24 protein-coding genes are annotated in these 25,931 nt (G+C 67.0%); 9 read left to right on the forward strand and 15 right to left on the reverse strand.

From position 1 onward, the window contains the following. Positions 1–524: 524 nt before the first annotated feature. The gene (locus AC5P8F_RS02300; RefSeq protein WP_014646541.1) at positions 525–1,757 is read left to right on the forward strand and encodes a porin; all 1,233 of its coding nucleotides are present in this window, start codon (positions 525–527) and stop codon (positions 1,755–1,757) included. Positions 1,758–1,838: 81 nt separating this feature from the next. Here AC5P8F_RS02300 and nth read toward each other — a convergent pair whose 3' ends face one another. The 3 genes from nth to AC5P8F_RS02315 are packed head-to-tail and all read right to left on the reverse strand — an operon-like array spanning position 1,839 to position 3,671. Then, on the reverse strand, positions 1,839–2,531 hold the full coding sequence (nth, locus tag AC5P8F_RS02305; protein WP_014646542.1) for an endonuclease III: 693 nt from the start codon (positions 2,529–2,531) through the stop codon (positions 1,839–1,841). After that, positions 2,531–2,884: a hypothetical protein gene (locus tag AC5P8F_RS02310; RefSeq protein WP_049442206.1), complete on the reverse strand. Its 354-nt coding sequence runs from the start codon at positions 2,882–2,884 to the stop codon at positions 2,531–2,533. Before AC5P8F_RS02310 ends, nth begins: the two co-directional genes overlap by 1 nt. A gap of 4 nt (positions 2,885–2,888) precedes the next feature. After that, positions 2,889–3,671 (reverse strand): enoyl-CoA hydratase/isomerase family protein, encoded by a 783-nt coding sequence (locus AC5P8F_RS02315; protein ID WP_049407492.1) that lies wholly within the window; start codon positions 3,669–3,671, stop codon positions 2,889–2,891. Between the two features lie 167 nt (positions 3,672–3,838). On the opposite strand from AC5P8F_RS02315, the gene AC5P8F_RS02320 reads away from it, so the two are divergent. The 3 genes from AC5P8F_RS02320 to AC5P8F_RS02330 all read left to right on the forward strand — a co-directional run bounded on the left by AC5P8F_RS02320 (position 3,839) and on the right by AC5P8F_RS02330 (position 6,420). Next, positions 3,839–4,540, forward strand: coding sequence for an FKBP-type peptidyl-prolyl cis-trans isomerase (locus tag AC5P8F_RS02320; protein WP_014646545.1), 702 nt, complete (start codon positions 3,839–3,841; stop codon positions 4,538–4,540). A 177-nt stretch (positions 4,541–4,717) separates the two neighbouring features. After that, complete coding sequence (locus tag AC5P8F_RS02325; protein ID WP_032960242.1) at positions 4,718–5,521, forward strand: CoA pyrophosphatase; 804 nt, start codon at positions 4,718–4,720, stop codon at positions 5,519–5,521. Next, a complete protein-coding gene (locus AC5P8F_RS02330; protein ID WP_032960239.1) occupies positions 5,518–6,420 on the forward strand; it encodes a sulfurtransferase in 903 nt (300 codons plus the stop codon). Before AC5P8F_RS02325 ends, AC5P8F_RS02330 begins: the two co-directional genes overlap by 4 nt. A 261-nt stretch (positions 6,421–6,681) precedes the next feature. Here AC5P8F_RS02330 and AC5P8F_RS02335 read toward each other — a convergent pair whose 3' ends face one another. Further along, the gene (locus tag AC5P8F_RS02335; protein ID WP_142234470.1) at positions 6,682–7,248 is read right to left on the reverse strand and encodes an N-acetylmuramoyl-L-alanine amidase; all 567 of its coding nucleotides are present in this window, start codon (positions 7,246–7,248) and stop codon (positions 6,682–6,684) included. Between the two features lie 72 nt (positions 7,249–7,320). Between AC5P8F_RS02335 and AC5P8F_RS02340 the strand changes: the two genes are divergently transcribed. Continuing rightward, on the forward strand, positions 7,321–7,848 hold the full coding sequence (locus tag AC5P8F_RS02340; protein WP_032961606.1) for an alpha/beta hydrolase: 528 nt from the start codon (positions 7,321–7,323) through the stop codon (positions 7,846–7,848). 145 nt (positions 7,849–7,993) lie between these two features. Next, positions 7,994–10,132 (forward strand): bifunctional 23S rRNA (guanine(2069)-N(7))-methyltransferase RlmK/23S rRNA (guanine(2445)-N(2))-methyltransferase RlmL, encoded by a 2,139-nt coding sequence (gene rlmKL, locus AC5P8F_RS02345; RefSeq protein ID WP_481453857.1) that lies wholly within the window; start codon positions 7,994–7,996, stop codon positions 10,130–10,132. 120 nt (positions 10,133–10,252) lie between these two features. Here rlmKL and AC5P8F_RS02350 read toward each other — a convergent pair whose 3' ends face one another. From AC5P8F_RS02350 to aptA, 6 genes are all read right to left on the reverse strand, one after another. After that, positions 10,253–10,582 (reverse strand): DUF3325 domain-containing protein, encoded by a 330-nt coding sequence (locus tag AC5P8F_RS02350; RefSeq protein WP_046429772.1) that lies wholly within the window; start codon positions 10,580–10,582, stop codon positions 10,253–10,255. Beyond that, positions 10,579–12,216, reverse strand: a complete 1,638-nt coding sequence (locus tag AC5P8F_RS02355; protein ID WP_227863808.1) for a PepSY-associated TM helix domain-containing protein — start codon at positions 12,214–12,216, stop codon at positions 10,579–10,581. The genes AC5P8F_RS02350 and AC5P8F_RS02355 overlap by 4 nt, the downstream gene beginning before the upstream one ends. Beyond that, a complete protein-coding gene (locus AC5P8F_RS02360; RefSeq protein ID WP_046429774.1) occupies positions 12,213–12,527 on the reverse strand; it encodes a DUF3649 domain-containing protein in 315 nt (104 codons plus the stop codon). The genes AC5P8F_RS02355 and AC5P8F_RS02360 overlap by 4 nt, the downstream gene beginning before the upstream one ends. Before the next feature lie 243 nt (positions 12,528–12,770). Further along, positions 12,771–14,057 carry a DUF445 domain-containing protein gene (locus tag AC5P8F_RS02365; RefSeq protein ID WP_049405926.1) on the reverse strand — a complete coding sequence of 429 codons (1,287 nt, stop codon included), beginning with the start codon at positions 14,055–14,057 and terminating at the stop codon, positions 12,771–12,773. A gap of 124 nt (positions 14,058–14,181) precedes the next feature. Beyond that, on the reverse strand, positions 14,182–15,060 hold the full coding sequence (locus tag AC5P8F_RS02370; protein WP_014646555.1) for a ParB N-terminal domain-containing protein: 879 nt from the start codon (positions 15,058–15,060) through the stop codon (positions 14,182–14,184). A 62-nt stretch (positions 15,061–15,122) separates the two neighbouring features. After that, positions 15,123–16,475, reverse strand: coding sequence for an omega-aminotransferase AptA (gene aptA / locus AC5P8F_RS02375; RefSeq protein WP_014646556.1), 1,353 nt, complete (start codon positions 16,473–16,475; stop codon positions 15,123–15,125). 103 nt (positions 16,476–16,578) lie between these two features. Between aptA and AC5P8F_RS02380 the strand changes: the two genes are divergently transcribed. Together AC5P8F_RS02380 and AC5P8F_RS02385 are read left to right on the forward strand one after the other, a co-directional pair. Further along, positions 16,579–18,075 carry an aldehyde dehydrogenase gene (locus AC5P8F_RS02380; RefSeq protein ID WP_495227582.1) on the forward strand — a complete coding sequence of 499 codons (1,497 nt, stop codon included), beginning with the start codon at positions 16,579–16,581 and terminating at the stop codon, positions 18,073–18,075. Positions 18,076–18,273: 198 nt separating this feature from the next. Beyond that, positions 18,274–19,575, forward strand: a complete 1,302-nt coding sequence (locus AC5P8F_RS02385) for an MFS transporter (protein WP_032961593.1) — start codon at positions 18,274–18,276, stop codon at positions 19,573–19,575. On the opposite strand, the gene AC5P8F_RS02390 is transcribed toward AC5P8F_RS02385, so the two are convergent. The 4 genes from AC5P8F_RS02390 to AC5P8F_RS02405 form a co-directional block, all read right to left on the reverse strand. Then, positions 19,556–20,017, reverse strand: a complete 462-nt coding sequence (locus tag AC5P8F_RS02390) for a bacteriohemerythrin (RefSeq protein ID WP_004151683.1) — start codon at positions 20,015–20,017, stop codon at positions 19,556–19,558. The two genes, AC5P8F_RS02385 and AC5P8F_RS02390, sit on opposite strands and share 20 nt — an antisense overlap. A gap of 85 nt (positions 20,018–20,102) precedes the next feature. Next, positions 20,103–21,446: a diguanylate cyclase gene (locus tag AC5P8F_RS02395; RefSeq protein ID WP_041863220.1), complete on the reverse strand. Its 1,344-nt coding sequence runs from the start codon at positions 21,444–21,446 to the stop codon at positions 20,103–20,105. A gap of 96 nt (positions 21,447–21,542) precedes the next feature. After that, complete coding sequence (locus AC5P8F_RS02400) at positions 21,543–23,105, reverse strand: MASE1 domain-containing protein (protein WP_227863811.1); 1,563 nt, start codon at positions 23,103–23,105, stop codon at positions 21,543–21,545. A 134-nt stretch (positions 23,106–23,239) separates the two neighbouring features. Next, positions 23,240–23,506: a hypothetical protein gene (locus AC5P8F_RS02405; protein ID WP_136191675.1), complete on the reverse strand. Its 267-nt coding sequence runs from the start codon at positions 23,504–23,506 to the stop codon at positions 23,240–23,242. A 58-nt stretch (positions 23,507–23,564) separates the two neighbouring features. Here AC5P8F_RS02405 and AC5P8F_RS02410 point away from each other — a divergent pair, with 58 nt between their 5' ends. Further along, complete coding sequence (locus AC5P8F_RS02410; protein WP_049405537.1) at positions 23,565–24,053, forward strand: hypothetical protein; 489 nt, start codon at positions 23,565–23,567, stop codon at positions 24,051–24,053. A gap of 158 nt (positions 24,054–24,211) precedes the next feature. Here AC5P8F_RS02410 and AC5P8F_RS02415 read toward each other — a convergent pair whose 3' ends face one another. Further along, the gene (locus AC5P8F_RS02415) at positions 24,212–25,804 is read right to left on the reverse strand and encodes an MASE1 domain-containing protein (protein ID WP_049405548.1); all 1,593 of its coding nucleotides are present in this window, start codon (positions 25,802–25,804) and stop codon (positions 24,212–24,214) included. Positions 25,805–25,931: the final 127 nt, after the last annotated feature.

Raw genomic sequence — 25,931 nt, forward strand, 5'->3', positions numbered from 1 at the left:
GGTTACCCGCCCGGCGCACATTCCATAACGGTTCGATGACAGCGCGGGGACCGTTGTATGACGCATCCGTTACAGCGCTGGCTGACGCTTGCGCAGCGCGGGCCGTGAAGGTTTCGCGCAGCGGCTGAGGCGGTCGTGCGGGCACAAGGGAGGTGCGCCGGCGCCGGCTGCGGTCACCTTGCATAGGTGGCCGATGAGGTGACGGCTGCCTCCCTTCGCGCGGTCTGCGCCTGGCGTTGCGCAGGGATTCCGCGTCATCCGCGCGAAGCCGGGCGGTGCGGACCAGGGTGACCCGGCGGCTTGCCCGCGTGTCGGTGCCGATACACCACGCCATGGGGCGCAACGGATCGATAAGCATGTGCGCGCAAATGAGTCGTACGCATGACCGCACGAAGAAATCTGGGGTTGGTGCTCAATCTGTCATTCGGCTGTCATGGTTTTAACGGAACGTTCGCAAAACGCTTGACCGGCCTGCCGGCGTGGCGTTCTGCCCAAGCCATTCCAACCCTCTGGAGAAATCCAAAATGCGTTCCCATTTGCTCGCCGCCGCGGTCGTTGCAAGCCTCGGTCTGGTTTCCGCCGACGCCTTCGCAGCCCCCGCCAGCTCGGGCGTGTCCCAGGCACAGTTGCAGCAGCTGCAGGCACAGATCGCTGCGCTGCAGGCCCAGGTCCAGCAGTTGCAGAACGATTCGCAGGCGCTGCAGGCGCAGTCCGACGCGCAGTCCGAAGTGAACATCACCCAGGCGCAGGCCCTGGAAGGTGCGCAGAAGACCCAGACCAGCGTCGACAAGCTGGCCAAGCTGGTCAATGACAACAAGATTGGCGGTCGCATGTTCTTCGACCTGACCAACATCGACAAGACCAGCAACGGCAAGGACACCGCCGCCAGCGGCACCGGCCTGGACGTCAAGCGCTTCTACCTGACCGTCGACCACAAGTTCAACGACATCTGGTCGGCCAACCTGACCACCGACTTCCAGTACAGCTCGGCCATCGGCAACACCGAACTGTTCGTCAAGAAGGCCTACGTGCAGGGCAGCTTCGACCCGGCCTTCAACCTGCGCGTCGGTGCCGCCGACATGCCGTGGATCCCGTACGTCGAGAAGTTCTACGGCATGCGCTATGTCGAGAACACCCTGACCGACCGCCTGAAGTACGGCAACTCGTCCGACTGGGGCCTGCATGGCTTCGGCAACCTGGGCAACAACTTCAACTACGCCGTCTCGGTCGTGTCCGGCGCCGGCTACAAGAACCCGACCCGCAGCAAGGGCATGGACGTGGAAGGCCGCGTGGCCTACACCCCGAACGAGAACTTCGTGGTCGCCGTCGGCGGCTACAGCGGCAAGCTGGGCAAGGAAACCGACATCCAGAGCGCCGAGAACACCTACACCCGCGCCAACGCGATGGTGGCCTACGCCGACAGCAACTTCCGCGTCGGCGGCGAGTACTTCCAGGCCAAGAACCTCAACAACGTGCTGACCGTTGCCACCGACAAGACCAGTGGCTGGTCGGTGTGGGGCAGCGTGCGCGTGACCGACGGCGGCATCAACGTGTTCGGTCGTTACGATGACACCGACGTCAGCAAGACCCTGGACCCGACCCTGAGCGACAAGTACTGGAACGTCGGCGTCGAGTTCCCGGTCATGAAGAACCTCAAGCTGTCGACCGTGTACAAGTACACGCACCTGGCCAACGCCAGCGACAAGAAGAACGACAAGACCAAGGAATTCGGCGTCTGGGGCGACCTGTCGTTCTGATCTCCTGAAGCACCCTTGTCCATACACGCGGACGGCGGGCCTGGTGCCCGCCGTCTTCGTTTCGTCACAACACGATCCGCGTCACGTCTCGGCTGTGGTCTTTTCCTTGAACCGGCACAGGTCGGCGATCACGCAGCCCGGGCAATCCGGCTTGCGCGCCTTGCACACGTAGCGGCCATGCAGGATCAGCCAATGGTGCGCGTCGAGCAGGAACTCGGCCGGAATCACCTTCACCAGCGTGTCCTCCACTTCGCGCACGTTCTTGCCGGGGGCCAGGCCGGTACGGTTGGAGACGCGGAAGATATGCGTATCCACCGCCATCACCGGCTCGCCGAAGGCGGTGTTGAGCACCACGTTGGCGGTCTTGCGGCCCACACCGGGCAGCGCTTCCAGCGCTTCGCGGTCGCGCGGCACTTCGCCGCCGTACTTCTGCAGCAGGATCGCGCAGGTGGCGATCACGTTCTTCGCCTTGGCGTTGAACAGCCCGATGGTGGCGATGTACGGCTTCAGGCCATCCTCACCGAGCGCGAGGATCTTCGCCGGCGTGTTGGCGACCGGGAACAGGCGGCGGGTGGCCTTGTTGACGCCGACGTCGGTGGCCTGGGCGGACAGCGCCACGGCCACCAGCAGTTCGAACGGCGAGCTGTACTCAAGCTCGGTCTTCGGGTGCGGATTGAGCTCGCGCAGGCGGGTGAACATTTCCACCACGTCGGCGCGCGGCATGCGGCCGCCGCGCCGCGCCGGTGCGCGGGCAGTCTTCTTCGCGGTGGCCATTACGGCTCCTTGCCGGTGACGCGGGCCTTGGCCCGGGCGAGAATCGCGGCCGCCGCGGCGGGCAGGGGGGGCTTCACGTCCGGCGCCGGGGGCGGGGTGCGACGTGCATCGCGCTCGGCTTCGCGGCGGGCCAGGCGCACCGCGCGGGCGCGATAGCGTTCGCGTGCGGCCCAGGCCGTACGCAGTTGCTGCTGGGCCTGCTGCAGCCGCTGCGGAAGGTCCGGGTGGCCAGGCAGCAGCTGTTCGTCGCCGGCTCGGGCGACGTAGTCCATCAGCCCCGCCTGCAGGGCGCCATCGAGATCGTCTGCCTGGACCCGGGCGAACAACTGCGCGGGGTTGGGTCGGGATGCCATGGCGTCAGCGGTTCTGGAAGGCCGGCGGGCGGCGCTGCAGGAAGGCACTGGTGCCTTCACGCATGTCCTCGGTGGCGAACAGCAGGCCGAACTGCGCACTTTCGTATTCCAGCCCGGCCTCCAGGCTGCACTCGCCGCCCACGTGCACCGCGTCGAGCAGGCCACGCAGGGCCAGCGGCGCTGAGCGTGCCAGCTGGCGGGCGACGTCCTGTACACGGTTGTCCAGCGCGTCGGCCGGCACGACTTCGTTGACGATGCCCAGTTCCAGCGCACGCGCGGCGTTGATCGGCGCCCCCAGCAGGCACAGCTCCAGGGTGGCGGCGCGGCCACACAGGCGCAGCAGGCGCTGGCTGCCGCCGAAGCCGGGAATCAGGCCGAGATTGATTTCCGGTTGGCCGACCTTGGCGGTATCGGCGGCGATGCGCAGGTGGCACGCCATCGCCAGCTCAAGCCCGCCGCCCAGCGCGAAACCGTTCACGCGCGCGATGACCGGCTTGGGCATGCGTTCGATCTGGCGCATCAGGGCCTGGCCCAGCAGCGAGAAATCACGTCCCTGAACGGCGCTGAGGGTGTTCATTTCCGCGATGTCGGCACCGGCTACGAAGGCCTTCGGGCCCGCCCCGGTCAACACCACCACGCGCACCTCCGGATCGGCAGCGGCGTCCCTGAAGGCATCGGCCAGCGCCTGCAGGGTCGCGGCGTTCAGGGCATTGAGCTTGTCCGGGCGCTGGACGGTCACGGTGCGGATGGCGCCTTCGTCGGCAACAGCGATCAGGGCATCGGCCACGGGGAAACTCCTGGAACGTTAAAAAAAAGTGATATTGAACTCTGCAAACGCAGACGGGTCATAGCCTGCATCGTGAGTAGCGGTTACACGTTGCGCCCGTTATCCTAACCCGTCGCCTCAGGGCGGCGAAGAACGTCCCTGAGTTACCACCCCTGGAGAACTGTTTGATGAAGTTGCGTTCTATCGCGGTCGCCGTCGCGGCCCTGGCCCTGACGGGCAATGCCTTCGCCCAGGACATCGCGTCCGAGAAGGGCAAGCTGAGTTATTACTTCGGTTACGACTACGGCAACAACCTGGCGGAGCTGACCGGTCGCGGTGAGCAGCTGGACATCAACTCGGTGGTGAAGGGCCTGCAGGATGCCTACGCCAAGAAGCAGCCGGCGATCACCGCCGAGCAGCTGAAGCCGGCCGTTGAAGCGTTCCAGAAGCGCGAGCAGGGCCGTGCCCAGGCTGCCAAGGCCGAGTACGAAAAGGCGGCTGCCGAAAACAAGACCAAGAGCGATCAGTTCATCGCGGCGAACAAGGCCAAGGCCGGCGTGCAGTCCCTGCCGAGCGGCGTCCAGTACCGCGTGATCGAAGCCGGCAAGGGCGCCAAGCCGACCCAGGCCAGCACCGTGCAGCTGGAAGTGGCCGGTCCGTTCCCGTACGGCCAGCGCCCGACCGAAGCCCGCCCGGCCCAGCAGATCCCGTCGATCAAGGTCAGCGAAGTTGAAATGAAGGCCATGCGCGAGACCCTGCTGCAGATGCCGGCCGGCTCGAAGTGGGAAGTCACCCTGCCGCCGGACCAGGCCTACGGTGCCGACCCGCGCACCCCGTTCCCGCCGAACGTGGCTGTGCAGTTCGAGATCAAGCTGGTCAGCGTCAAGTAAATCGAAACAGCAAACGAAACGCGCCGGTGATCCCACCGGCGCGTTTCTGTTTGTGCAGCCCCTGGCGGTGAAACGCCCGCGCTGCGCGCGAGCGTCGACTGACAGTCGACTCTACCGTTGGGCCGGGCCACCCGCGCAAATTCAGCCCGATCGCGCTACTGTTGCCGGGTGCAAACAATGGAAGAAACGGCGCGTGTTGTCGCAAGTCCCTGCATCGGAGTGTGCACGCTGGATCCGTACCGGCAATGCACCGGCTGCGCGCGGCATATCGATGAGATCGCGCGGTGGTCGTCGATGAGCAACGAGGAACGCAGCCGCATCCTGCACCGCGTGCAGCCCCTGCGCGAACAACTGCAGCAATCGCTGCGTGGCTCGCTGGCCGACCACGAGCGACTGATGCGCGCGCTGCACCCCTTGGCCCAACCGCCGGCCGGCGACGGCTGGAACCGCAGTGAGCTGATCGACCTGCTGCCGCCCGGGCCTCCGGTGGAGGCTGCGGTGCTGGCCGGCATCGTCCCGCGCGCCAACGGCGCACAGGTGATCCTGACCCGCCGCACCGAAACCCTGCGCACGCACGGGGGCCAGGTCGGATTCCCCGGCGGCCGCACCGAGCCCGATGACCGTGACGCATTGGCGGCCGCGCTGCGCGAGAGCCAGGAAGAAATCGCATTGGCGCCCGGCCAGGTGCAGGCGCTGGGGTATCTCGATCCCTTCGTCACCATCACCGGCTACCGGGTCACGCCGGTGGTGGCGGTGGTGGATCCGGATTTCGTGCCGGTGCCGCAGCCCAGCGAAGTGGCCGAAGTGTTCGAGGTGCCGCTGGATTATCTGATGGCGCCCGACAGCCTGCGCCAGGTCGAAATCACTCATCGCGGCCGGGTCCGCCACGTCCTGGAGTATGGCTGGCCGGGGCAGCGCATCTGGGGCGCGACCGCCGCCATTCTCTACAACCTGCGTCGTCGCCTGGAGCAAGTGAAATGAAGCCGATCGATCCGCCGTGGACCACCCTGGTCGATGTCACCACCCTTGCCGCTGCGCTGGGCGCAGGCGTGCGCGTCGTCGACGCGCGTGCCACCGCCAGCACCGCCGTGCGCGTGGTCGATGCGCGTGCTTCGCTGGCCGATCCGCAGGCTGCGGGCGGCCAGTATCTGGCAGGGCACATACCGACTGCGGTGCATGCCGATCTCAACCGTGATCTGTCGGATCTGACCCGAAGCGGCCACGGCCGGCACCCGCTGCCGGACAGCGATGCGTTCGCCGCGAAGCTCGGCACGTGGGGCATCGGTCCCGAAACCCAGGTGGTGGTCTACGACGGCAGCGACGGCAGCATGGCCGCCTCGCGCCTGTGGTGGCTGCTGCGGCTGATCGGGCACACCCGGGTGGCCGTGCTCGACGGCGGTATTGCCGCCTGGCAGGCCGCCGGTCACGCGCTGGCGAGCGGGCCGACTGAAGTGACGGTGTTACCTGCCTACCCGGGCCGTTTCGACACCACCCAGATCGCCAACGCCGATGAAATCAGCGCACGGCTGAAGCACGCGCCGGGCTGGTTGGTCGACGCGCGCGCGGGTGAGCGCTTCCGCGGTGACGTCGAGCCGCTGGACCCGGTCGCCGGCCATGTGCCGGGCGCGGTCAACCGCCCGTTCGCCTTGAACGTACTCGATGGCCACCTGCGCGACCCACAGGCGCTGCGCGCCGAACTGCAGGGCGTGATCGGCAACCGCGATCCGCAGCAGGTGGTGCTGATGTGCGGCTCCGGCGTGACCGCCTGCCATCTGCTGCTGGCGATGGAAACGGCGGGCCTGTCCGGCGCGCGCATCTACGCCGACTCCTGGAGCGGGTGGGTCAGCGACAGCAGCCGCCCGGTGGCGACCGGCGCCTGAGCCGCGCGGGGTCGGATCCGTTTTCCAACGGAGAACGGTTCTGACCCCATCAACCGAAAATCGGGTCAGAGCCCGTTGCGTAGCAACGGGATCCGACCCCGTGTCGATTCGAAGGATCGCGGAGAACTGTCGAAGGCGGGGTGGGGCCGGTTGCGGGGGTGTCCGCAACCGGACCCACCCCGCCATCCCACGGAATGCCAGCGTTTGACGTTGACGTTACGTTGCCGTTGCCTCTGCGGGTGCAGGGCGCAGCCCTGCCGCTTACCCAACCGGCTGCAACGGCACCTTCGCCAGCACCCGCGCCCACGGGAACAGCGGCCCCGGATCGCGCTTGCGCGCCACCGTCAACGTCGAATCGTCGCTGGCCGGCACCCGTTCCAGGTCCAGCTGGTCATGCCCGGCAATCCGTCGCAGCGACGGGTAGTGCGCCACCAGCGCCAGCAGCAGCTGTTCCAGCGCCTGCAGCTGTGCCTCGGTGTACGCCTCGTCCATCGCCTGGTGGCGGCTGTCGAACCAGTCCGGATAGCGCCCGGTATTGACCAGCTCGATGCCCAGCGTATGCGCGTTCATGCCGCGCACGTGATGGGCCACGCGTTCCGGTGCCACGTACTGCACCACGCTGCCATCGCGGTCGATGTAGAAGTGCCCGCTGTTGCCGGCGCCGCTGTCGTACAGCACGCGCTCGCCGTACTCGCGGGCCGTCGCCAGATCGGGCAGCTCGGTGCAGTGGATCACCACCATCTCCAGCGTGGCCGGGTCGCGCAGCGGCAGTCGGTCTTCGTAGGGCAGGGGCTGCAGCTGCAGGCCGGGCAGGAGCGGGTTGGGCATCCGGCGATGCTAGCATTGCGGCATGAACCTGCCTTCTCTTTCCTCGTTGGCCCGCTCGCACGGAGCACGTGCATGAGCCGCGGCCACTGCATCCTGTCGCATGGCTTCGAGAGCGGCCCGGAAGCGACCAAGGTCACCGCGCTGGCCGACGTGGCGCAGCGCCTGGGCTGGACCCATGAGCGCCCGGACTACACCGACCTGGACGCGATGAGCGAGGTCAGCCGGGTAGGCGACGTGCCGACCCGCCTGCGCCGCCTGGTCGAGCGCGCCGCCATCGCGGCCCGGCAAGGGCCGGTGGTGCTGGCCGGCTCCAGCCTGGGCGCCTACATTTCCGCCATCGCCTCGTTGCAGGTACCGGTGGCCGGCCTGTTCCTGATGGTGCCGCCGACCACGATGGGCCCGATGCCGGCGCTGGACGCCGCCGCCGTGCCGACCACCGTGGTCCAGGCCTGGCATGACGACGTGGTGCCAGCAGCGGGAGTGATCGCGTGGGCGCAGGCGCGCTCGGCGCAGCTGCTGCTGGTCGACGACGGCCACCGCCTCGAGCGCCACGTGGAGGCGTCCGCGCAGGCCTTCGAACGCTTGCTGCGGCAACTGTGAAGCCCGGGCGCACGGCGCGCCCGCCCGCATTGACTACAATGGCAGCCCCGCCGCCCCCGGCGCGGGCCTGCCGGCCGTGCCTACGGCCCTCCTTTCCGACCGGCCCGGCCCCTGTGCCGCGCCCGACCACCTGCGAACCGATCCCGTGAAATTCTTCGTCTCCTGCGCCAAGGGCCTGGAATACCTGCTTGCCGATGAACTGTCGGCCCTGGGCCTTGGCAAGGCCACTGCCACCATTGCCGGCGTCAACGCCGAGGGCGAACTGGCGCAGGCGCTGCGGATCGTGATGTGGTCGCGCCTGGCCAGCCGCGTGCTGTGGCCCATCGACGAGTTCGAGTGCCCGGATGAGCAGGCCCTGTATGACGGCGTGCGTGCGCTGCCGTGGCACGAGCACATCACGCCGGAGATGACCCTGGCGGTGGACGCGCACGTGTCCGGCGACAAGATCACCCACGCCCGCTTCGCCACGCAGCGGATCAAGGACGCCATCGTCGACCGCATGCGCGATGAAGGCCTGGAACGCCCCTCGGTCAACACCGATCTGCCCGACGTGCGCGTCAACCTGTCGCTGCGCAAGGGCCGTGCCTCGTTGTCGATCGATCTCGGCGGCGGCCCGCTGCATCGCCGTGGCTGGCGTGGTGCTGCCCACGAGGCACCGCTGAAGGAAAACCTGGCCGCCGCGCTGCTGCTGCGCGCGCAATGGCCGCGCCTGCACGCTGCCGGTGGTGGCCTGCTGGATCCGATGTGCGGCAGCGGTACCCTGCTGATCGAAGGTGCGCTGATGGCCGCCGACGTCGCTCCCGGCCTGATGCGTCATGGCAGCCTGCCGCCGAGCCGCTGGCTGGGCTTCGACAAGGCCGCCTGGAAGTCCATCCAGAGCGAAGCGCGTGACCGTGAGGCCGCTGGCCTGGCCGCGCTGAAGCCGGTCATCCACGGCAGCGACATCGATCCGACCGCGATCCAGGCGGCACGCGAGAACGCCGAGGTCGCGGGCGTCGCCCACGCGATCCGCTTCACCCGCGCCGATGTGGCCGACCTGGCCGCGCCCGAACAGGAGATCGGCGCGGTGGTCTGCAACCCGCCGTACGACGAACGCCTGGCCGCCGATCCGGCGCTGTACCGCGCGCTGGGCAACGCCCTGCAGAAGGCGGTGCCGCAGTGGCGCGCCAGCCTGCTGTGCGGCAACGACGAACTGGCCTTCGCCACCGGCCTGCGCGCCGGCAAGAAGTACCAGATGTTCAATGGTGCCTTGGAATGTGCGCTGATCGTCTGCGACCCGATCGCCGTGCCGGGCCGTGACCCGGCGCAGCCGCGCGAGCTGAGCGAAGGCGCGCAGATGGTGGCCAACCGCCTGCGCAAGAACCTGAAGAAGTTCAAGAGCTGGCGTGCCCGCGAAGACATCACCTGCTTCCGCGCCTATGACGCCGACCTGCCGGAGTACGCGGCCGCCATCGACGTCTACGAGGAAGACGGCGGCAAGCGCCGTACCTTCCTGCACGTGCAGGAATACGCCGCACCGGCTGCCATTCCCGAGAACGACGTGCGCCGCCGCCGCAACGAGCTGCTGGCCGCTGCGCGCGAAGTGTTCGGCGTGCCGCCCGAGCAGGTCTCGATGAAGTCGCGCGAGCGCGGCAAGGGCGGCAGCAAGTACGGCCGCTTCGAGCAGCGTGACGAATTCATCGTGGTGCGCGAGAACAATGCACTGCTGCAGGTGAATCTGTTCGACTACCTGGACACCGGCCTGTTCCTCGACCACCGCCCGCTGCGCCGGATGATGGCCGAGCAGGTACGTGGCAAGCGCTTCCTCAACCTGTTCTGCTACACCGGCGTGGCCAGTGTGCAGGCGGCGGTGGCCGGTGCCGCCAGCACCACCAGCGTCGATCTGTCGGCGACCTACCTGCAGTGGTGCTACGACAACCTGGCGTTGAACGGGCAGGGCGGCAACCAGCACCTGCTGGTGCAGGCCGACGCGATGGCGTGGCTGGAGGGCGACCGTGGCCAGTACGACGTGATCTTCTGTGACCCGCCGACCTTCTCCAACTCCGCGCGCGCCGATGACTTCGACGTGCAGCGCGAGCAGATCAAGCTGCTGCGTGCAGCCGTGGCGCGGCTGGCGCCGGGCGGCGTGCTGTACTTCTCCAACAATTTCCGCCGCTTCAAGCTGGAAGAGAACGCCATCGCCGAATTCGCCCAGTGCCGCGAGATCACCGCGCGCACCATCGGCCCGGACTTCGAGCGCAACGCGCGCATCCACCGCGCGTGGGAATTGAAGCGGTTGGGGTAACGCGACGCCCGGGGTCGGATCCCCTGCGCGAAGCGCAGGGGCTCTGACCCCATCCGGATCTACGCACCAGGGGTCAGAGCCCTTGCGCTTCGCGAAAGGGATCCGACCCCGGTGGCCCGGCTACAGCACCGCCACCACCAGCCCCAGCACCGGCAGCACGATCGCCAACGCCGCGATCCACTTCGGCCGGTACGGGTACAGCCCGAACGACAGCGCCAGACCGCCCAGTGTCATCGTGCCCAGCCACAGCACCGGGCCCATCGCCCAGCCGTGGTCGATCACGCACAGCGCGAACGCCACCGTCAGCAGGGCCCAGCCCAGCACGCGCCACTGGGTGCGCCGTGCGGGCGTGGCTGCGGCGCTGCCGTGCAGGTCGTGCTGGTGCTTTTCCATCGCCAGCGACAACGCGGTGAACGCGGAGAACGACAGGGCCAGTGCCAGCAGCATCATGCGCTGGCCTCCGCTTCGGCGGTTTCCGCAGCGTCCACCGGGGCCCTGGGTGCTGCTGCGGCGGCGGCGCGCTTCTTCTTCTCGGCCGCGCTCAGCGGTGGCGTCCAGCGCTGCATGCGCCAGCCGCACAGCGCCAGCATCGCACCGAACGCGATCATCGACAGATCGACGCCAGCCAGTACCCAGTCACCGCTGCGCAATGTGACGCCAAGATGCGCGTGCGTGGTCAGCGCGTTGACCACCGGTACCAGCGCGAACGCAGCCGCACCCAGGTACAGCTGCCACGCCCACATCATCCGCTTCGGCCAGATGAAGGCGGCCAGCAGCGCGCCGCCCCAGGCGTAGAAGAACACGTTGGCTTCCGCACTCGCGCGCCCGGCGATGTCCAGCGGCAGCAGGCGGTTGCCCCAGAAGTAGGCCGCAAAGGCGATCGGCAGGCCGGCCACGGTGCCGATGTTCAGCGCATCGACCAGGCGCAGGCCGAAGCCGGTGCGGCCGCTCTTGGCATGCCTGGGCCGTTCCTTCACCGCCCACAGCACCACGCCGCTGGCGACCATCAGGCAGCCGACCAGGCCGGACAGGAAGAACAGTGCACGCAGGCCCCAATCGGCGAAGCGCGCCAGGTGCAGGCCGTACAGCACGCCACGGGTGGCGGTGGCACCGCCGGACGGCGGCGTCTCTTCCAGCAGCGCGCCGTTGACCATGTCGTAGCGAACGGCGGGAGTGTCGGTGGACAGGCGCTTGCCGTCGCGTTGGCGGATGTCGATCACCGCATTGGCCGCCCCCGGGTTGGACACGGTGAAGCCGGCCACTTCCACGCCGTGCCAGTGCGCACGTGCGCTGTCCAGCAGCTGCGCGATCGGCAGCGGCGTGGCGCGGCCTTCGGCCGGCGCGGTCACCTCCGGCATGCCACCGAAGGCTTCGCTGAAGAACTTGTCTTCGTCCTGCGGGTAGGCGACTTTCACCCCCCACGGCAGGTACATGACCATCAGGGTGACGATGCCGGTGTAGGTGATCATCGCGTGGTAGGGCAGGGCCATCACCGCGCTGACGTTGTGGAAATCGAGCCAGGACCGCAGGCCCTTGTCCTTGCGGAAGGTGAAGAAGTCCTTGAAGATTTTCTTGTGGGTGATGACGCCGGTGATGATCGCCACCAGCATGAACATCGCGCAGAAGCCGACCAGGTAGCGCGCCCACAGCACCGGGATGTAGTGCAGGTCGAAATGCAGGCGGTAGAAGAAATCACCGCCCCGCGTTTCGCGTGCCTTCAGTGCCTGGCCGGTATTCGGGTCCAGCGTGGCTTCGCCGAAGCCACCGCGACGGCCGCGACTGGGATCGGCCAGCTCCGGTGGCAACCGCCAGAACATCTGCATGGCCGGGTTGCGCGGCTGCGGCAGGGTGACGAACCAGTTCCCGGCCTGCGCCGCATTGGCCTGCAGGTAATCCACGGCGCGCTGCGCGGCGACATCGATGCTGACCTGGCTGGACGGAAGTTCCGGTCGCATCCAGCGGCTGATTTCCTCGCGATAGTAGCTGGCGGTGCCCGCCATGAAGATCAGCAGCAGCAACCAGCCGACCAGCAGGCCGGTCCAGGTATGTAGCCAGGCCATCGACTGGCGGAACCCGTTCTTCATGCCCAGGCCCCCAGCAGGCGCGCAATGGCGGCCATCAGCAGCGCGGGCGCGAGGATGCCCACCCAGGCGCGCAGCGCGCTGCGGGTCGCGAACGCCCACAGCGCTGCGCAGGCGGCCACCAGGATGGCCAGCAGCATGCCGGTCAGCACGGCCTGGCCGCGCGCACCGGGCAGCGCCACCGCGCAGAACACGCTGGTGGCCGAAGCCAGCGCGTAGCCGCCGAAGATCGCGGCCAGCGAGCGTGACAGCACGCCCCAGCGTGGATTGGAGAAGAAGGTGCGGGGGCTGGCGGTTGCGGGCGAGCGGTCCACGGTGTTCCTGCAGGTAGGGGAGGGGATGGAACGCGTCCGCGGCCCCCTTGCGCCCTGCGCATGTCGCCCAGCGTGTCCCATCGACGAAGCACTGCCCGCGCAGGCGGGCAATCCAGAGGTCGGGGATGTACACGGGCGATGGGCGCGTCTTCCGCGCCCGCTTGGCTAAGCGTACAACCGATCAGTAAATGATAGGCATTCGCATTTTATGAATCAAGCATGATGATCCGGGCGCACCGAGGCCTAGAACCTGAACACCACTGTCGCCGCATGCAGCAACAGGCCGATCAGCCCACCCACCAGCGTGCCGTTGAAGCGGATGAACTGCAGGTCGCGGCCCACGCTCAGTTCCAGCTGTTCGACCAGATGGCGCTCGTCCCAGCCCTTCACGGTCTGCGCGATATGCGTGGTCACACCCTCGCGCAGGCGGCCGGTCAGGCGTTGCGCACCTTCCAGCAGGTGCTGGTTGAGGGCCTCGCGCAGGGCCGGGTCGGCCTGCAGGCTGGCGCCCAGCGAGGCGAGGCTGCGCTGCAGGTGTCCGACCAGCGCCGAGTCCTCGCGCTGCAGGTCGTCGCGCAGGCTGGCGTGGATGCGCGCCCACAGCCCTTGCACGTAGTCCTGCAGGGCCGGATGGTCGATCATTTCCTGCTTGAGCTGTTCGATGCGCTCGGCCAGGGCCGGGTCCTCGCGCAGGCGCTGCACGTAGTTCTGCAGCCAGGTCTCGTAGTCCTGGCGCAGCGGATGCTGCGGCTCGGCCAATACCTGCTGCAGTTCTTCCAGCACCGCCCGCGCCAGGCGCTCGGCCAGGCTGTCGCCGATCTCATCGATCGGCTTCACCCAGTTCACCGTGCTCGAGAGCGTCGGCCATTCGCGCTGGATGTAGCGCACGATCAGCTGCGAGGCGCGTTCCTTCACTTCTGGCTGTTCCAGCCAGCGGCCGAGCCGCTGCAGGCCCTCGTCCAGCACGCGCTGGTGGCGCCCGTCGGCGGTCAGCAGGGCAAGCAGCTCACCGGCGGTGGCGGCGGCATTCCACTGCCGCAGCTGCTGCACCACGAACGCATGCAGCTGCCGGCGCACCGCTGTCTCGTCGAAGAAGTCCAGTGCCTGCAGGGCCCAGCCGCGTGCCATGTCGGCCAGCATCCGCGAGCGCGCCGGGTCGGCCAGCCAACTGCCGAGGCGGCTGGCCGGATCGAACACCTGCAGCTTGGCCAGCAGCACCTGCGGTTCCAGGAACTGGTCACGCACGAACAGGGCGAGGCTGTCGCCGATGCGTTCCTTGCTGCGCGGGATGATCGCAGTGTGCGGAATCGGCAGGCCCATCGGGCGCCGGAACAGCGCGACGACGGCGAACCAGTCGGCCAGTGCGCCCACGGCTGCGGCCTCGCAGAACGCCGAGACCCAGGCCCAGATGCCGCGTTCGCCCTGCCAGTGGCTGACCGCGAATCCGGCCAGCATCAACAGCAGCAGGCCCAGTGCGAGGGCTTTCAGGCGTCGCAGCTGAGCGCGGCGCGGATCGTGGGCAGGCGTCATGCCGGAAGTCTAACCGCAGCCCGGTGACGCCTGTCTGTAGAGCCGAGCCCATGCTCGGCTGCCTTGCGCGTGGCAAAGAGCAGCCGAGCATGGGCTCGGCTCCACAGAAGCGCGTCGAGAGCGCTTACAGCGCTTCCAGTTGCTTGCGCAACGCAGCCAGCTGCGCGCGCAGGGTGTCGTTCTCGCGGGTCAGCGCGACGACGCGGCGGCGCAGTGCCGGGGCATCCTCGCCCAGTTGTTCCAGCGCCGACAGCACCTCGGCGTCGCGGCTGGCGATCTGCTCCTCGTCCGGTTCCTCGAAGTCCATCTCGGCCGCTTCCGGCTTCGGTGCGCGCGGCTTGCGCTTGGACTCGCGCACGCGCTTGGCGGCCTGCTTCAGCTCGTCCTTGCCACCGGCGGCGGCGGCGCGCTGCTCTTCTTCCGGCAGGTCGGCCACGGCGGCGGCGGCGCTGATCGAGATCACGCCGGCCTTGACCGCTTCCACCACCTCGGCGGCGGCCTGGGCGTGGATGCGCTCGATCATGCCGACCTGGCTGGTGCTCAGCTTGGCTTCGCGCGCCAGCTCGGCGCGGCTGATCTTCGGTGCCGGTTCCCACGGCGGACTGTCTTCACCGGTCTCATCGGCGACGTCGGCGGTGCCATCGCTCTCGCGCTGCAGCTGCGCCTGCTCGACCTGCTTGCGGGCGGCCAGGATGTCGCGCTTGCGCAGCGCCAGCACGCCGCGCTGGAAGTCGGACACGCTGCGGCGGCCCAGATGCTGTTCGATCATCCACAGGTGCACGTCTTCCATGCTCTGGAAGCGGGTGTTCTGCACGGTATTGAAGGGCAGGCCATGCTTCTGGCAGATGCCGAAACGGTTATGGCCATCGACCAGTACATTCCCCCACAACACCAGCGCATCGCGGCAGCCTTCGGCCAGGATGCTGCGCTCCAGCGCGTCATGTTCGTCCGCGGTCAGCGGGTCGATGTAGGCCTTGAGTTCTTCTTTGACGACGATATCCATGGGCACGGCAGCGAGCAGGAGCGGAACCGCCCATTGTACCCGCTCGCCACCATCGGCCCGGCTCAGGCGGTGGCCCGGATCATCTCGCCCAGGGTGCCGGTGATCTGGTCGATCTGCGCCTTGTCCACGATCAGCGGCGGCGACAGCGCGATGATGTCGCCGGTGCAGCGCACCAGCAGTCGGCCGTCGTGGAAGCAGCGCCGGTAGACCTCGTAGCCCCGGCTGCCCGGCGCATCGCGGCGAGGCGCCAGCTCAACCGCGCCGACCAGGCCGAAGTTGCGGATGTCGATCACGTTGGGCAGGCCCTGCAGCGCATGCAGTCGTTCCTGCCAGTACTCGCCCAGCTCGATGGCGCGCTCGAACAGACGCTCCTCGGCATAGACCTCCAGCGTCGCCAGCGCCGCGGCGCAGGCCAGCGGGTGCCCCGAACAGGTATAGCCATGGAAAAGCTCGATGGCCTGTGGCGGTGCCTGCATCAGGGTTGCATGCACGGCGTCGCTGGCCAGCACGCCACCCAGCGGTACCGCGCCGTTGCTGACCGCCTTGGCGAAGGTCAGCAGGTCCGGGGTGACCCCGAAGCGCTGCGCGGCGAAGGGCATCCCAACCCGGCCGAAACCGGTGATGACCTCGTCGAACACCAGCAGGATGCCGTGCTGGTCGCACAGTTCGCGCAGGCGCTGCAGGTAACCCGGTGCGGGCAGGATCACCCCGGCTGAGCCGGCAATGGGTTCAACGAATACGGCGGCAATCGTCGAGGCATCATGCAGCGCGATCAGCCGTTCCAGGTCATCGGCCAGCTCCGCGCCCTGGCGCGGCAGGCCCCTGCTGAACGCATTGCGCGGCAGGTCCAGGGTGTGGCGCAGGTAGTCGACGCCGCCCAGCTGCAGGCCGAACGGCTTGCGGTTGTTGGGCAGCCCGCCCAGCGCCATGCCGCCGAAACCCACCCCGTGGTAGGCCTTCTCGCGGCTGATGAAGCGCGTGCGCTGGCCCTCGCCGCGCTGGCGGTGGTAGGCCAGCACGATCTTCATCGCGGTATCCACCGCCTCGGAACCGGAGCTGGTGAAGAACACATGGTTGAGCGGGCCCGGCGCCAAGGCGGCCAGCCGCTGCGCCAGGGCGAACGCCGGCGGCGAGCCCATCTGGAAGGCCGGCGAATAGTCGAGCGTGCGCGCCTGCTCGACGATGGCCTCGACGATGCGCGGCCGTGCATGGCCCGCGTTGCAGCACCAGAGGCCGGCGGTGCCATCGAGGATCTGGCGGCCGTCGACATCCTCGTAGTGCATGCCCTCGGCACGCACCAGCACACGCGGCGCGGCCTTGAACTGGCGGTTGGCGGTGAACGGCATCCAGTACGCCTCCAATGACTCCGGGCGTCGGGTGGCCAGATCGTGCAGGTCGCTCGCGGAACGCTTCATGCCAGCTCCATCGGGTCCGATGGGGGAAATGTAGCGCAGCCACGTCACGGTGGAGTCGCGGCCGCGCCGGTATAACCGGGGAAACTGTTCCGAGGAGCCCGACATGGCCGACTTTCCCGACCACAGCCACTGGCAGGCGCTGGCCCAGCAGCTTTCGTTACCCGGACAGGCCTTTATCGAGGGTCGTTACACCGACGCTGCCAGCGGCGCGCGCTTCGACTGCATCAGCCCGATTGATGGTCGCGTGCTGGGGGTGGTCGCCGACTGCGATGCACAGGACGTGGAGCGCGCAGTGGGCGCGGCGCGGCGTGCCTTCGATGCGGGCCACTGGTCACAGGCCAGCCCGGCCCATCGCAAGCGCGTGCTGCTGGCGTTGGCGGCGTTGGTGGAAAAACACGCGGACGAGCTGGCCCTGCTGGAAACCCTGGACATGGGCAAGCCGGTGCGTGATGCGCGTCGTATCGACCTGCCCGGCGCGGTGCGCTGCCTGCGCTGGACGGCCGAAGCGGTGGACAAGCTGTACGGTGAGGTCGCGCCCACCGGCCCGCATGAGCTGGGCCTGGTCACGCGCGAGCCCGCCGGCGTGGTGGCGGCGATCGTGCCGTGGAATTTCCCGTTGCTGATGGCGTGCTGGAAGATCGCGCCTGCATTGGCCATGGGCAACTCGGTGGTGCTCAAGCCTTCCGAGCGCTCGCCCCTGAGTGCGTTGCGGCTGGCGGCGCTGGCCGCCGAAGCGGGGCTGCCGGAGGGCGTGCTGAACGTGCTGCCGGGCCACGGTGCGCGCGTCGGTGAGCCGTTGGCCCTGCACATGGATGTGGACGTGCTGGCGTTCACCGGCTCCACGGCCACCGGCGCGCGGCTGCTGCAGTATTCAGGGCGGTCCAACCTCAAGCGGGTCTGGCTGGAGTGTGGTGGCAAGAGCCCGCACGTGGTGTTTGCCGATGCCCCCGATCTGGATGCCGCTGCGAAGGCGGTGGCACGGGGCATCTTCTTCAACCAGGGCGAGGTCTGTACTGCCGGGTCACGGCTGCTGGTGCAGCGCTCGATCCGCGAGGATTTCGTGCACCAGGTGGTTGCCTACGGCCAGCACATGCAGCCGCGCCACCCGCTTGACGCCGACGCACCGATGGGCGCGCTGGTGGATGCCGCGCATCTGGACAAGGTGATGGGGGATATCGTGCGTGCCGAAAGCGAGGGCGCCCGCCTGCTGCTGGGCGGTCATCGCGCCGATGTCGAGGCGGGCGGTTGTTATGTGCAGCCCACGGTGTTCGATCAGGTGAGCCCCGACCAGGCATTGGCGCGCGAGGAAGTATTCGGGCCGGTGCTGGCGGTGCTCGGCTTTGACGACGAAGCCGAAGCGGTGCGCCTGGCCAATGACAGCCGCTACGGCCTCGCCGCCGGCCTGTGGACGCGCGATCTGGGCCGCGCCCACCGCGTCGCACGCCAGCTGCGCGCCGGCAGCGTCTGGGTGAACGGCTGGGATGGCGGTGACATGACCGCCCCGTTCGGTGGCTACAAGCAGTCCGGCAATGGGCGCGACAAATCGCTGCATGCGTTCGACAAGTACAGCGAGATCAAGGCCACCTGGATCCAGCTGTAACGGCGTCGGGGCTTGCGCCCACATGTAGAGCCGAGCCGATCCTCGGCTGCATTTCGTGGAATGGTCGAGCAGGGGCGAGAACCTGCAGAACAATGGCGCCTGCCACCCTCGTTGGCATCGGTGTCGGCTGAAACCATCGTCCCGTGCGGCCACCGGCCCGTGGCAGAATCGGGCGATCCGCCGTTACCCGTGTTGCCGATGTCGACGATCACCGCTGCCGCACCGCCCGTGAACTCTCCCCGCCGCGTCCTGTTGGCCAGCCTGATCGGCACCACCATCGAATTCTTCGATTTCTACATCTACGCCACGGCCGCAGTGCTGGTGTTCCCGCACCTGTTCTTCCCGGACAGCAGCGAACAGGCGGCGCTGTTGCAGTCACTGGCGACCTTCGCGGTGGCGTTCATCGCACGGCCGGTCGGCTCGGCGGTGTTCGGCCATTTCGGCGACCGCATCGGCCGCAAGGCCACCCTGGTCGCCGCGTTGCTGACCATGGGCCTGTCCACGGTGCTGATCGGTCTGCTGCCGACCCACGCGCAGATTGGCCTGTGGGCGCCCGCGCTGCTGGCGCTGTGCCGCTTCGGCCAGGGCCTGGGGCTGGGCGGCGAGTGGGGTGGGGCGGTGCTGCTGGCCACCGAGAACGCGCCGCCGGGCAAGCGCGCCTGGTACGGCATGTTCCCGCAGCTGGGCGCGCCGATCGGTTTCCTGTTGTCGGCGGGCATTTTCCTGGCGCTCGGCCGCTGCCTGAGCCAGGACGACTTCCTGCAGTGGGGCTGGCGTATTCCGTTCGTGGCCAGCGCGCTGCTGGTCGGCCTGGGCCTGTGGGTGCGCCTGAACATCCATGAGACGCCCGACTTCAAGCAGGCACTGGAGCGCAAGGCGCCGGTGCGGCTGCCGATGTGGACGGTGCTGCGTGACCATCCGGTGGCGATGCTGCTGGGCACGCTGGGGGCGTTCGCCACCTTCGTGCTGTTCTACCTGATGACCGTGTTCAGCCTCGGCCATGGCACCGCCGTGCTGGGCTACAGCCGCGAGCAGTTCCTGCTGATGCAGATGGCCGGCATGCTGTTCTTCGCGCTGGGCATCCCGTTGTCGGCGCGCTATGGCGACCGCTGGGGCACGCGTCGCACGATGATCGTGGCCAGCGTGCTGATCATCGGCTTCGGCGTGCTGTTCGCTCCGCTGTTCCAGCCGCACAGTCCCTGGCTGGTCACGGCGTTCCTGTGCCTGGGCCTGTTTCTGATGGGGCTGACCTACGGCCCCTGCGGCACCTTCCTGGCCGAGATCTACCCGGTGGAAGTGCGCTACACCGGCGCCTCGCTGTCATTCAACCTGGCCGGCATTCTGGGTGCGGCGCCGGCGCCGTACCTGGCCACCTGGCTGGCGGAACGCTTCGGCCTGGTCGCGGTCGGCTACTACCTGTGCCTGACTGCGGCAGCGACCCTGTGCGCGCTGGTGGCCCTGCACCGGCGCGCGCTGCGGCTCAGCCAAAGAAGCGCTTGAGCGTGCGCCCCAGCCAACCGCCGCCCTGGTGTTCGCGGGCGAACTGGTTCAAGTGCGCCTTGACCTGTTCGGCGTAGGCCTGGTCATCGCCGCGGATGTGGTTGAACAACCAGCGCGAGAGCATGGTGCGCAGTTCATCGCTGATGTCCTCGCCGGCCTGGAAGCGCATGCGGTACTCCGATACCCGCTTGATGAAGACTTCATGCACGCGCTTGTGCGCGGCACAGAACGGATAGCCCGCTTCCTCCATCAGTTCTTCCTCGAACGCGAAGTGCGACATGGTGTAGTCCACCACTTCGTCGATCACCTCGCCCACTGCCGCACGCTGCATGCTGGCCTGGGCCACGTGCAAATGGTTGAGCATCTCGATGATGCGGCGGTGTTGTTGGTCGATCACATCGATGCCGATGTTCAGATCGTCCTGCCAGACCAGTAGTGCCATCCCCGGCTCCCCTTCATGCGTATGTCGGGGCTGACTGTAGAGCTGCCGCGCTGGCGCGGCGTTGATCTGGATCAAGGCTGCCCGGTCAGGTCAGCGCGGGCTCGCGCGGGCGCAGCGGGCTGGCCACCGTGGTGCAGCTGACCCGGTTGCGGCCGCCGGCCTTGGCCAGGTACAGCTGGCGGTCGGCTTCGGAGATCAGCCGGTGCAGTGCATCGCGCTGCGGGCGCAGGCAGCACAGGCCGATGCTCACCGTCATGCGCAGGCTGGCGGTGCCGATGTCCACTTCCAGCGCGGCGATGCGCTGGCGCAGTTCCTCGAAGTACAGCAGGGCCTCGTCCTGCTCCATGTCCGGCACCAGCAGGCAGAACTCCTCGCCGCCGAAGCGGGCGGTCAGGTCGTGGCTGCGGGCATGCGCGGCCACCGCACCGGCCACCGCGCGCAGCGCGTCATCGCCGGCTTCGTGACCGTAGGTGTCGTTGATGTGCTTGAAGTGGTCGATGTCGATCATTGCCACCGCCACGCACTGGCCATGCAGCTGCAGTTGCGGCAGCTGGCGCTGGCTCTGTTCCAGGAAGCAGCGACGGTTGGGCAGGCCGGTGAGGAAGTCGCGGGTGGCCAGGTCCTGCAGCGTGCCGATCAGCTCCAGCTGATCCACGTTCTGCGAGACCCGGCAGAAGAACTCCTCGCGCGAGAACGGCTTGCGCAGGAAGTCGTTGGCGCCGTTCTTCAGGAAGCGCGGGATCAGCGAAGCGTCGGTGTTACCGGAAATGCCGATCACCGCCACCTTGTCGCGCGAGCGCAGGGTGCGCAGGCGGCGGGTGAACTCCACGCCCTGCATGCCGGGCATTTCCTGGTCGACCACGGCCAGGCGGATCGCAGGATGCGCGTCGATCGCGGCCAGGCCCTCGTTGCCGTCAGCGGCCTCGTGCACCTCGTGGCCGTACATGCGCAGCAGGGCGGCGGCATAGCCGCGCGCGGACGGCGAGTCGTCCACCACCAGTGCCGCAATGCGCCGGTTGCGCTCCAGGCGCTGCACCAGCCACACCAGGTAGTCGATGCTGCCCGGCGTGTTCTTCAGCACGTAGTCGATGATCTGCTGCTGCAGTACGCGCTTGCGCAGATCCTCGTCGTAGACGCTGCTGACCACCACGGTGGGCAGGCCGCGCCTGAGGAAGAACTCGACCACCGCGTCGCGGTCGCCGTCGGCCAGCACCAGCCCGGTCAGTACCAGGAACCAGCCCCCATCCTCGCTCAGCAGGCGATCGGCCTCGGCCAGGGTGGAAGCGATCACCACCGGCAGTTCCAGGCGCTGCTCGATGGCCTCGCGCAGCATGCCGGTGAACGCACGGGAGTTTTCGACCAGCAGGATCCGCTGCGGCAGCGGATCGGCCAGGTCGCCATCGACGGCGGCCTGCGGCAGGACGGGCATGATGCGGTGGCTCACGAGGGAGGGACTCGGCACGGATAGCGGCGGTTTCGGGTGCAACTTTAGCCGGAGCAGCGTGCCCTGCGCGTCGTTCACCGATCAGGCAGGCGATGCGAATGCCGCCGCTGTACCCGCAAGCGATTCGTGCAGGACGAGCCGGAGCCGGTTGCCACGGCAATGCACCGTGCCGCCGTAGGCCATTATCCGGCCGGCCAGACGCTCGATGGCCTGCTGAACGGTCCGGTTCGACAGCGTGCGACCGCGGTCAAGCAGGCCAACGACCACCACGATGCCGCGCCGGTCGCCCGCCTGGCCGCTCCGGGCGCGCACGCTGACCTGTCCCGACTCCAGTTCCAGCAGCAGCGACACCGCCTCGATCAGCGAGCGATAGATGGCGAGCTGCAGGTCGACAGTCAGCAGGCAGGGGTTGCCCTCCAGCCGGGGCGGAATCACGCGATGGGAGTTGTCCCAGCTTTCGCATGCGCCGCCAACCCGCAGCGCGATATACAGCCCAACCTGCTCCAGCCCCGTGGGGTAGACCAGACTGGCCTGTTCACGGAACAGCCGCGAGTGCACGGATGAGGCGTGCTGCAGGCTGTTGGCCACCGCATGATGCCCCTGCGCCTTCAGCCAGCTGACCATCTCGCCGAGCGAGCTGTCCATGCCTTCGCCGAGTTGCTTGAGATGGGAGGCGCGCTCGCGAAGCTCACGCTCACGGGTCTGGTGCGAACTACGTGCCAGGCGCAACGTGGTTTCCTCTGCCAGTCCACGGCACCGTGCACGCTCATGGTGATAGCTGATGCTGGACCCCAGGGCGAGCAGTGCGACACTCATCACGGCCATGTTCTGCTGGGTGGCGAAGGTGCCCAGGTCGAACGAGGACGGTAGGCCGGTGCTGGGTGTGGCGAAATGGAGTGGAAGGTTCAACAGCGGAATCGCGATGGCAGCGCCACGCCACCCATGCATGAAGGTCAGGGCGATCGCTGGGAGGGAGGACAGCAGTACCAGGTGGGTGCGTGTGGTGTGGGCGCTGATGGCCGTAAGCTGCATGCACAGGCCCAGGACCAGCATCACCAGGATGGCCGTGACCGTAGGCGCAGCAAAGCGGCGCGTCCAATTGGGGGCCGCGTGTCGTCGCGACCAGAGGAATGCCAACGGCACGAGGGTGATGATGGCGGCGAAGTGGCCAAAGATCGTGCGATCAACTGCGCTAAGCAGGTTGCTCGGCGGTGGGTTCGACCACAGAGCAAATGAAATGCCCATATTGAGAGCCGGGACGAACAACGCCGTGCAGAAGGTCAACGACAGCAACCAGAGGCCGGTGGCGGACTCCGATGGCATTCTAATGCGATGCAGGTAGACCACCAGCATCGCCACCGGCATCAGCAGCGTCGAGGCCAGGATGACCCAGGCCAGGCCGTAGCTGTCGATCATGGGAATGCGCAAGGTTGCGAAGTACGCGTACTCGCCAAGCAGCAGGTAGGGCCACAGGCGGGTCGGGACGATCAGTAGTGCCGCTGCCCGGATGCCCGCGGGCAGGAAGAACTGATCCAGCGAGAACTGACGCGAGGCAAGGCAGCCCAAGGCGTAGACGGCCGCGAGTGCGATTCCGACGGGTCGGATCCGGAAGCTCAGTTCAATTGCTTCTTTGAATCGGTCCAAGCCCGCGCCTCTCGTCTCCCGGCCAATGATGACTGACCACTTCCGCAGACACTATCGACAGTTGGAGATGGGTGCAATCGAGGTGTCTGGCCTCCCTTTGCGCTGCAATCGGCGGCTTCCCATGCTTCGAGGCCCTACATGCCCGGCAGTGCGGCGGCATAGCCACCAGAGGACGGTGAATCATCCACAATCAGTGCGCCCATGTGTCGATCGCGTTTCAGCCGTTGCACCCGCCACATTCGGCGGTTGATGCTGTCCGCTGTGTTCGCCGTCACACAATCGACGACATCCTGCTGTTGCACGCGCCTGTCCAGGTCCTTGTCGCAGATGCCGCTGACCCGCACCGTGCGCGGGTTTCGCCGCGGGTATTGGCGATTTCGGAGGCAGATTCGGCGTGGCATGGGTTTGCATCGATCCAGTGGATTATCTCCGACAGGCACTGCGGAGTCCGCCCGGTATATGCTGATGCGATTGGCGGTAGCATCCTTCTTGATCCGTATTGCATCCAACCTGGAGGTCAGTGTGAGAAGTTTCCGAATTCATGCATTTGCTGGTGCATTGATGTTGGTGCCGGTATCCGTTTTTGCTTTTGCCCCGAGTGACGACCATGGAATCAAGTTGGCCGGCCAAGGACTCGGCCAGTCGATTCCGCAGGCACAAGACCTCAGCGTGGATCCCGGCTGGTTGGTCTATGGGTTCGAGCGCGATGGCATGGATTATTTCCAGGTAAACGATCTCGCAGGGCACGTGCACATCGTGATCGGCAATGCTGCCGGCACGTTCTGGGTGCTGCCGGCAGGTGACCCGTCTGCGAAGGTGTCGTTGCCGGAGCAGCGCCTGCCTGTTCCCGCCAAGGCCACCAGAACGGTTGTCTATCGGGCCCCCGCATTCACGCTGGTCAGATATGCAAGCGGAGCTGATGTGTTGTGGGCAGTAGAGGCACCCTGATACTGACAGTTGCCGGGATATCGGCCAGCTTCAGTATCAGACTGCATGGGCACCCGGTGTTCGCCGGGTGCCCATGACGCCCTGGGCCAGGGGGACGAGCGGGACGTTATGCGATTCTGCTGTGTTGGTTCGATCCGGTCGCTTGACTGTGAAATGCACTACTGCAGCGCAGAGGGTGCGGGGCAGCCGTACCGCGATGGAGTACTGGCTACTGCCTCCAGTCTGGTTTCGCGGTCGAGGAACAGAATCCTGACCCGGTTGCGATAGCAGTCAACGGTCCCGTCATAGGGGAGGGTTCGCCCGGTCAGTCGCTCGAACGCTGCCATCGTTGTCTGCTTGGAAAGGCGTCTGCGCTGTTCCAGCAGTGACACGACCATGAGGATTCCGCGCCTGGAGCCCATTCTGCCGCACCTTGCACGAATGCGAATCTGACCACCTTCATGCTTGAGAAGAATGGAGACCGCGTCAATCAGTGTCCGGTAAGCGGCCAATTGCAGTTCCACGCTCAGGTTGCAGGGGTCGCCTTTCAGATCCGGGCGGAGAACGCGCTCCGTCAGCTTCCACGACTCACGGATGCCACCCGCCTGCAGGGCCACGTAAAGCCCAAGATGCTCCAGGCCCGAGGGATAGACCATGCTTGTCTGTTCGCGAAAGAGCCGCGAATGTACATTCGAGGTATGCAGAAGGCTGTTGGCCACTGCGTGATGTCCCTGGGCCTTGAGCCATTCGGCCAGCTCAACCAGCGACGTATCAATGCCGTCGCCGAGCTTGCGAAGGTGCAGGGCACGTTCACGCAGCTCCATCTCGCTGGCCAATTGCGAGCTCCTCGCCAGATGGATGGCGTCCCTTTCCCCCATCTCGCGCAGCCTGTAACGGTGGTAGAAGTGGGTGATGCGTGATCCGAGCAGCAGCAATACGATGCCGCTGATCGCCATGATCTGCTGGGTGATGAAGGCCGCTGGATCGAATGCGGTGGGATGGGTGTTGGGCGTGGTCAGGCCGATGACCATGTTGAGCACCGGCACTGCAAGGGCAGCCCCCTTCCAGCCATACAGGCAGGTAAGCGCGGCCGCGGGGAGTGCCAACAGCAGCAGGAACGTTGCCTTCAATGCAATCCAGTCTGCGGGCAGTTGAGTCGCTGCTATCCCGATCAGCAGCATCGATGAAAGTGCTGCCAGCATCGGGGTCTTTCGTCGAGCGTTCCACTCCTGCCCCACGTCCTGCCGCGCCCACAGCATGGCGATGGGGGCCACCGTCAGAATGCCGATGAAATCACCCACGCTGAAGCGCGCGGCATTGGTCAGGAAGGGTGTGGAAGGAGGTGTTGGCCAGAGCAGATGGGAAAAGCTGAGGTTGAGCAGAGTAATAACGACGCTGGAAGCGGCGGCAATCAACAAGAGGCCGATCGTCTGCGACTCCGCCATCAGTCGCCGTTGCAGCTTCACAATCAGCATCACCGCTGGCATGAGGAATGCGGAGGCAACAATGACCCATGTCAGGCCGTACTTCTCGATCATCGGCACGCGGGACTGTGCAAAGTACGCATATTCGCCCAGCAGCAGGTAGGGCCACAGGCGCGGCGGGCACAACAGCACGGCTGCCACCCGGATGCCGGCTGGCAAATAGAACTGATCCAGCGACAGCTGTCGGGTTGCCCAATAGGCAACTGCATAAAGCAAGGCAATCATCAGGCCAGCCGGACGAATGCGCACCTTCAGCAACAATCCTTCTTTCCACCAGTCCAATCGCACGTCCCCCTCTCCTACGTGTCCCCTGTCAGCATCCATTCGCCGCGGGGCCCGGTTTCTCAGGACGGTATCGGTCTGCGAACGATTATGCAATTGCATAGCTGCGCATTTAGGAAATTGTCCAGCCATC

This window comes from Stenotrophomonas sp. YJH_SMC_69 (assembly GCF_059370495.1).

Coding starts and splice junctions, on each gene's coding strand:
- AC5P8F_RS02300 (WP_014646541.1), top strand. CDS start 525: ATGCGTTCCCATTTGCTCGCCGCCGCGGTCGTTGCAAGCCTCGGTCTG.
- nth (WP_014646542.1), bottom strand. CDS start 2,531: ATGGCCACCGCGAAGAAGACTGCCCGCGCACCGGCGCGGCGCGGCGGC.
- AC5P8F_RS02310 (WP_049442206.1), bottom strand. CDS start 2,884: ATGGCATCCCGACCCAACCCCGCGCAGTTGTTCGCCCGGGTCCAGGCA.
- AC5P8F_RS02320 (WP_014646545.1), top strand. CDS start 3,839: ATGAAGTTGCGTTCTATCGCGGTCGCCGTCGCGGCCCTGGCCCTGACG.
- AC5P8F_RS02325 (WP_032960242.1), top strand. CDS start 4,718: ATGGAAGAAACGGCGCGTGTTGTCGCAAGTCCCTGCATCGGAGTGTGC.
- AC5P8F_RS02330 (WP_032960239.1), top strand. CDS start 5,518: ATGAAGCCGATCGATCCGCCGTGGACCACCCTGGTCGATGTCACCACC.
- AC5P8F_RS02335 (WP_142234470.1), bottom strand. CDS start 7,248: ATGCCCAACCCGCTCCTGCCCGGCCTGCAGCTGCAGCCCCTGCCCTAC.
- AC5P8F_RS02340 (WP_032961606.1), top strand. CDS start 7,321: ATGAGCCGCGGCCACTGCATCCTGTCGCATGGCTTCGAGAGCGGCCCG.
- AC5P8F_RS02350 (WP_046429772.1), bottom strand. CDS start 10,582: ATGATGCTGCTGGCACTGGCCCTGTCGTTCTCCGCGTTCACCGCGTTG.
- AC5P8F_RS02355 (WP_227863808.1), bottom strand. CDS start 12,216: ATGAAGAACGGGTTCCGCCAGTCGATGGCCTGGCTACATACCTGGACC.
- AC5P8F_RS02365 (WP_049405926.1), bottom strand. CDS start 14,057: ATGACGCCTGCCCACGATCCGCGCCGCGCTCAGCTGCGACGCCTGAAA.
- AC5P8F_RS02370 (WP_014646555.1), bottom strand. CDS start 15,060: ATGGATATCGTCGTCAAAGAAGAACTCAAGGCCTACATCGACCCGCTG.
- aptA (WP_014646556.1), bottom strand. CDS start 16,475: ATGAAGCGTTCCGCGAGCGACCTGCACGATCTGGCCACCCGACGCCCG.
- AC5P8F_RS02380 (WP_495227582.1), top strand. CDS start 16,579: ATGGCCGACTTTCCCGACCACAGCCACTGGCAGGCGCTGGCCCAGCAG.
- AC5P8F_RS02385 (WP_032961593.1), top strand. CDS start 18,274: ATGTCGACGATCACCGCTGCCGCACCGCCCGTGAACTCTCCCCGCCGC.
- AC5P8F_RS02390 (WP_004151683.1), bottom strand. CDS start 20,017: ATGGCACTACTGGTCTGGCAGGACGATCTGAACATCGGCATCGATGTG.
- AC5P8F_RS02395 (WP_041863220.1), bottom strand. CDS start 21,446: ATGCCCGTCCTGCCGCAGGCCGCCGTCGATGGCGACCTGGCCGATCCG.
- AC5P8F_RS02405 (WP_136191675.1), bottom strand. CDS start 23,506: ATGCCACGCCGAATCTGCCTCCGAAATCGCCAATACCCGCGGCGAAAC.
- AC5P8F_RS02410 (WP_049405537.1), top strand. CDS start 23,565: ATGCTGATGCGATTGGCGGTAGCATCCTTCTTGATCCGTATTGCATCC.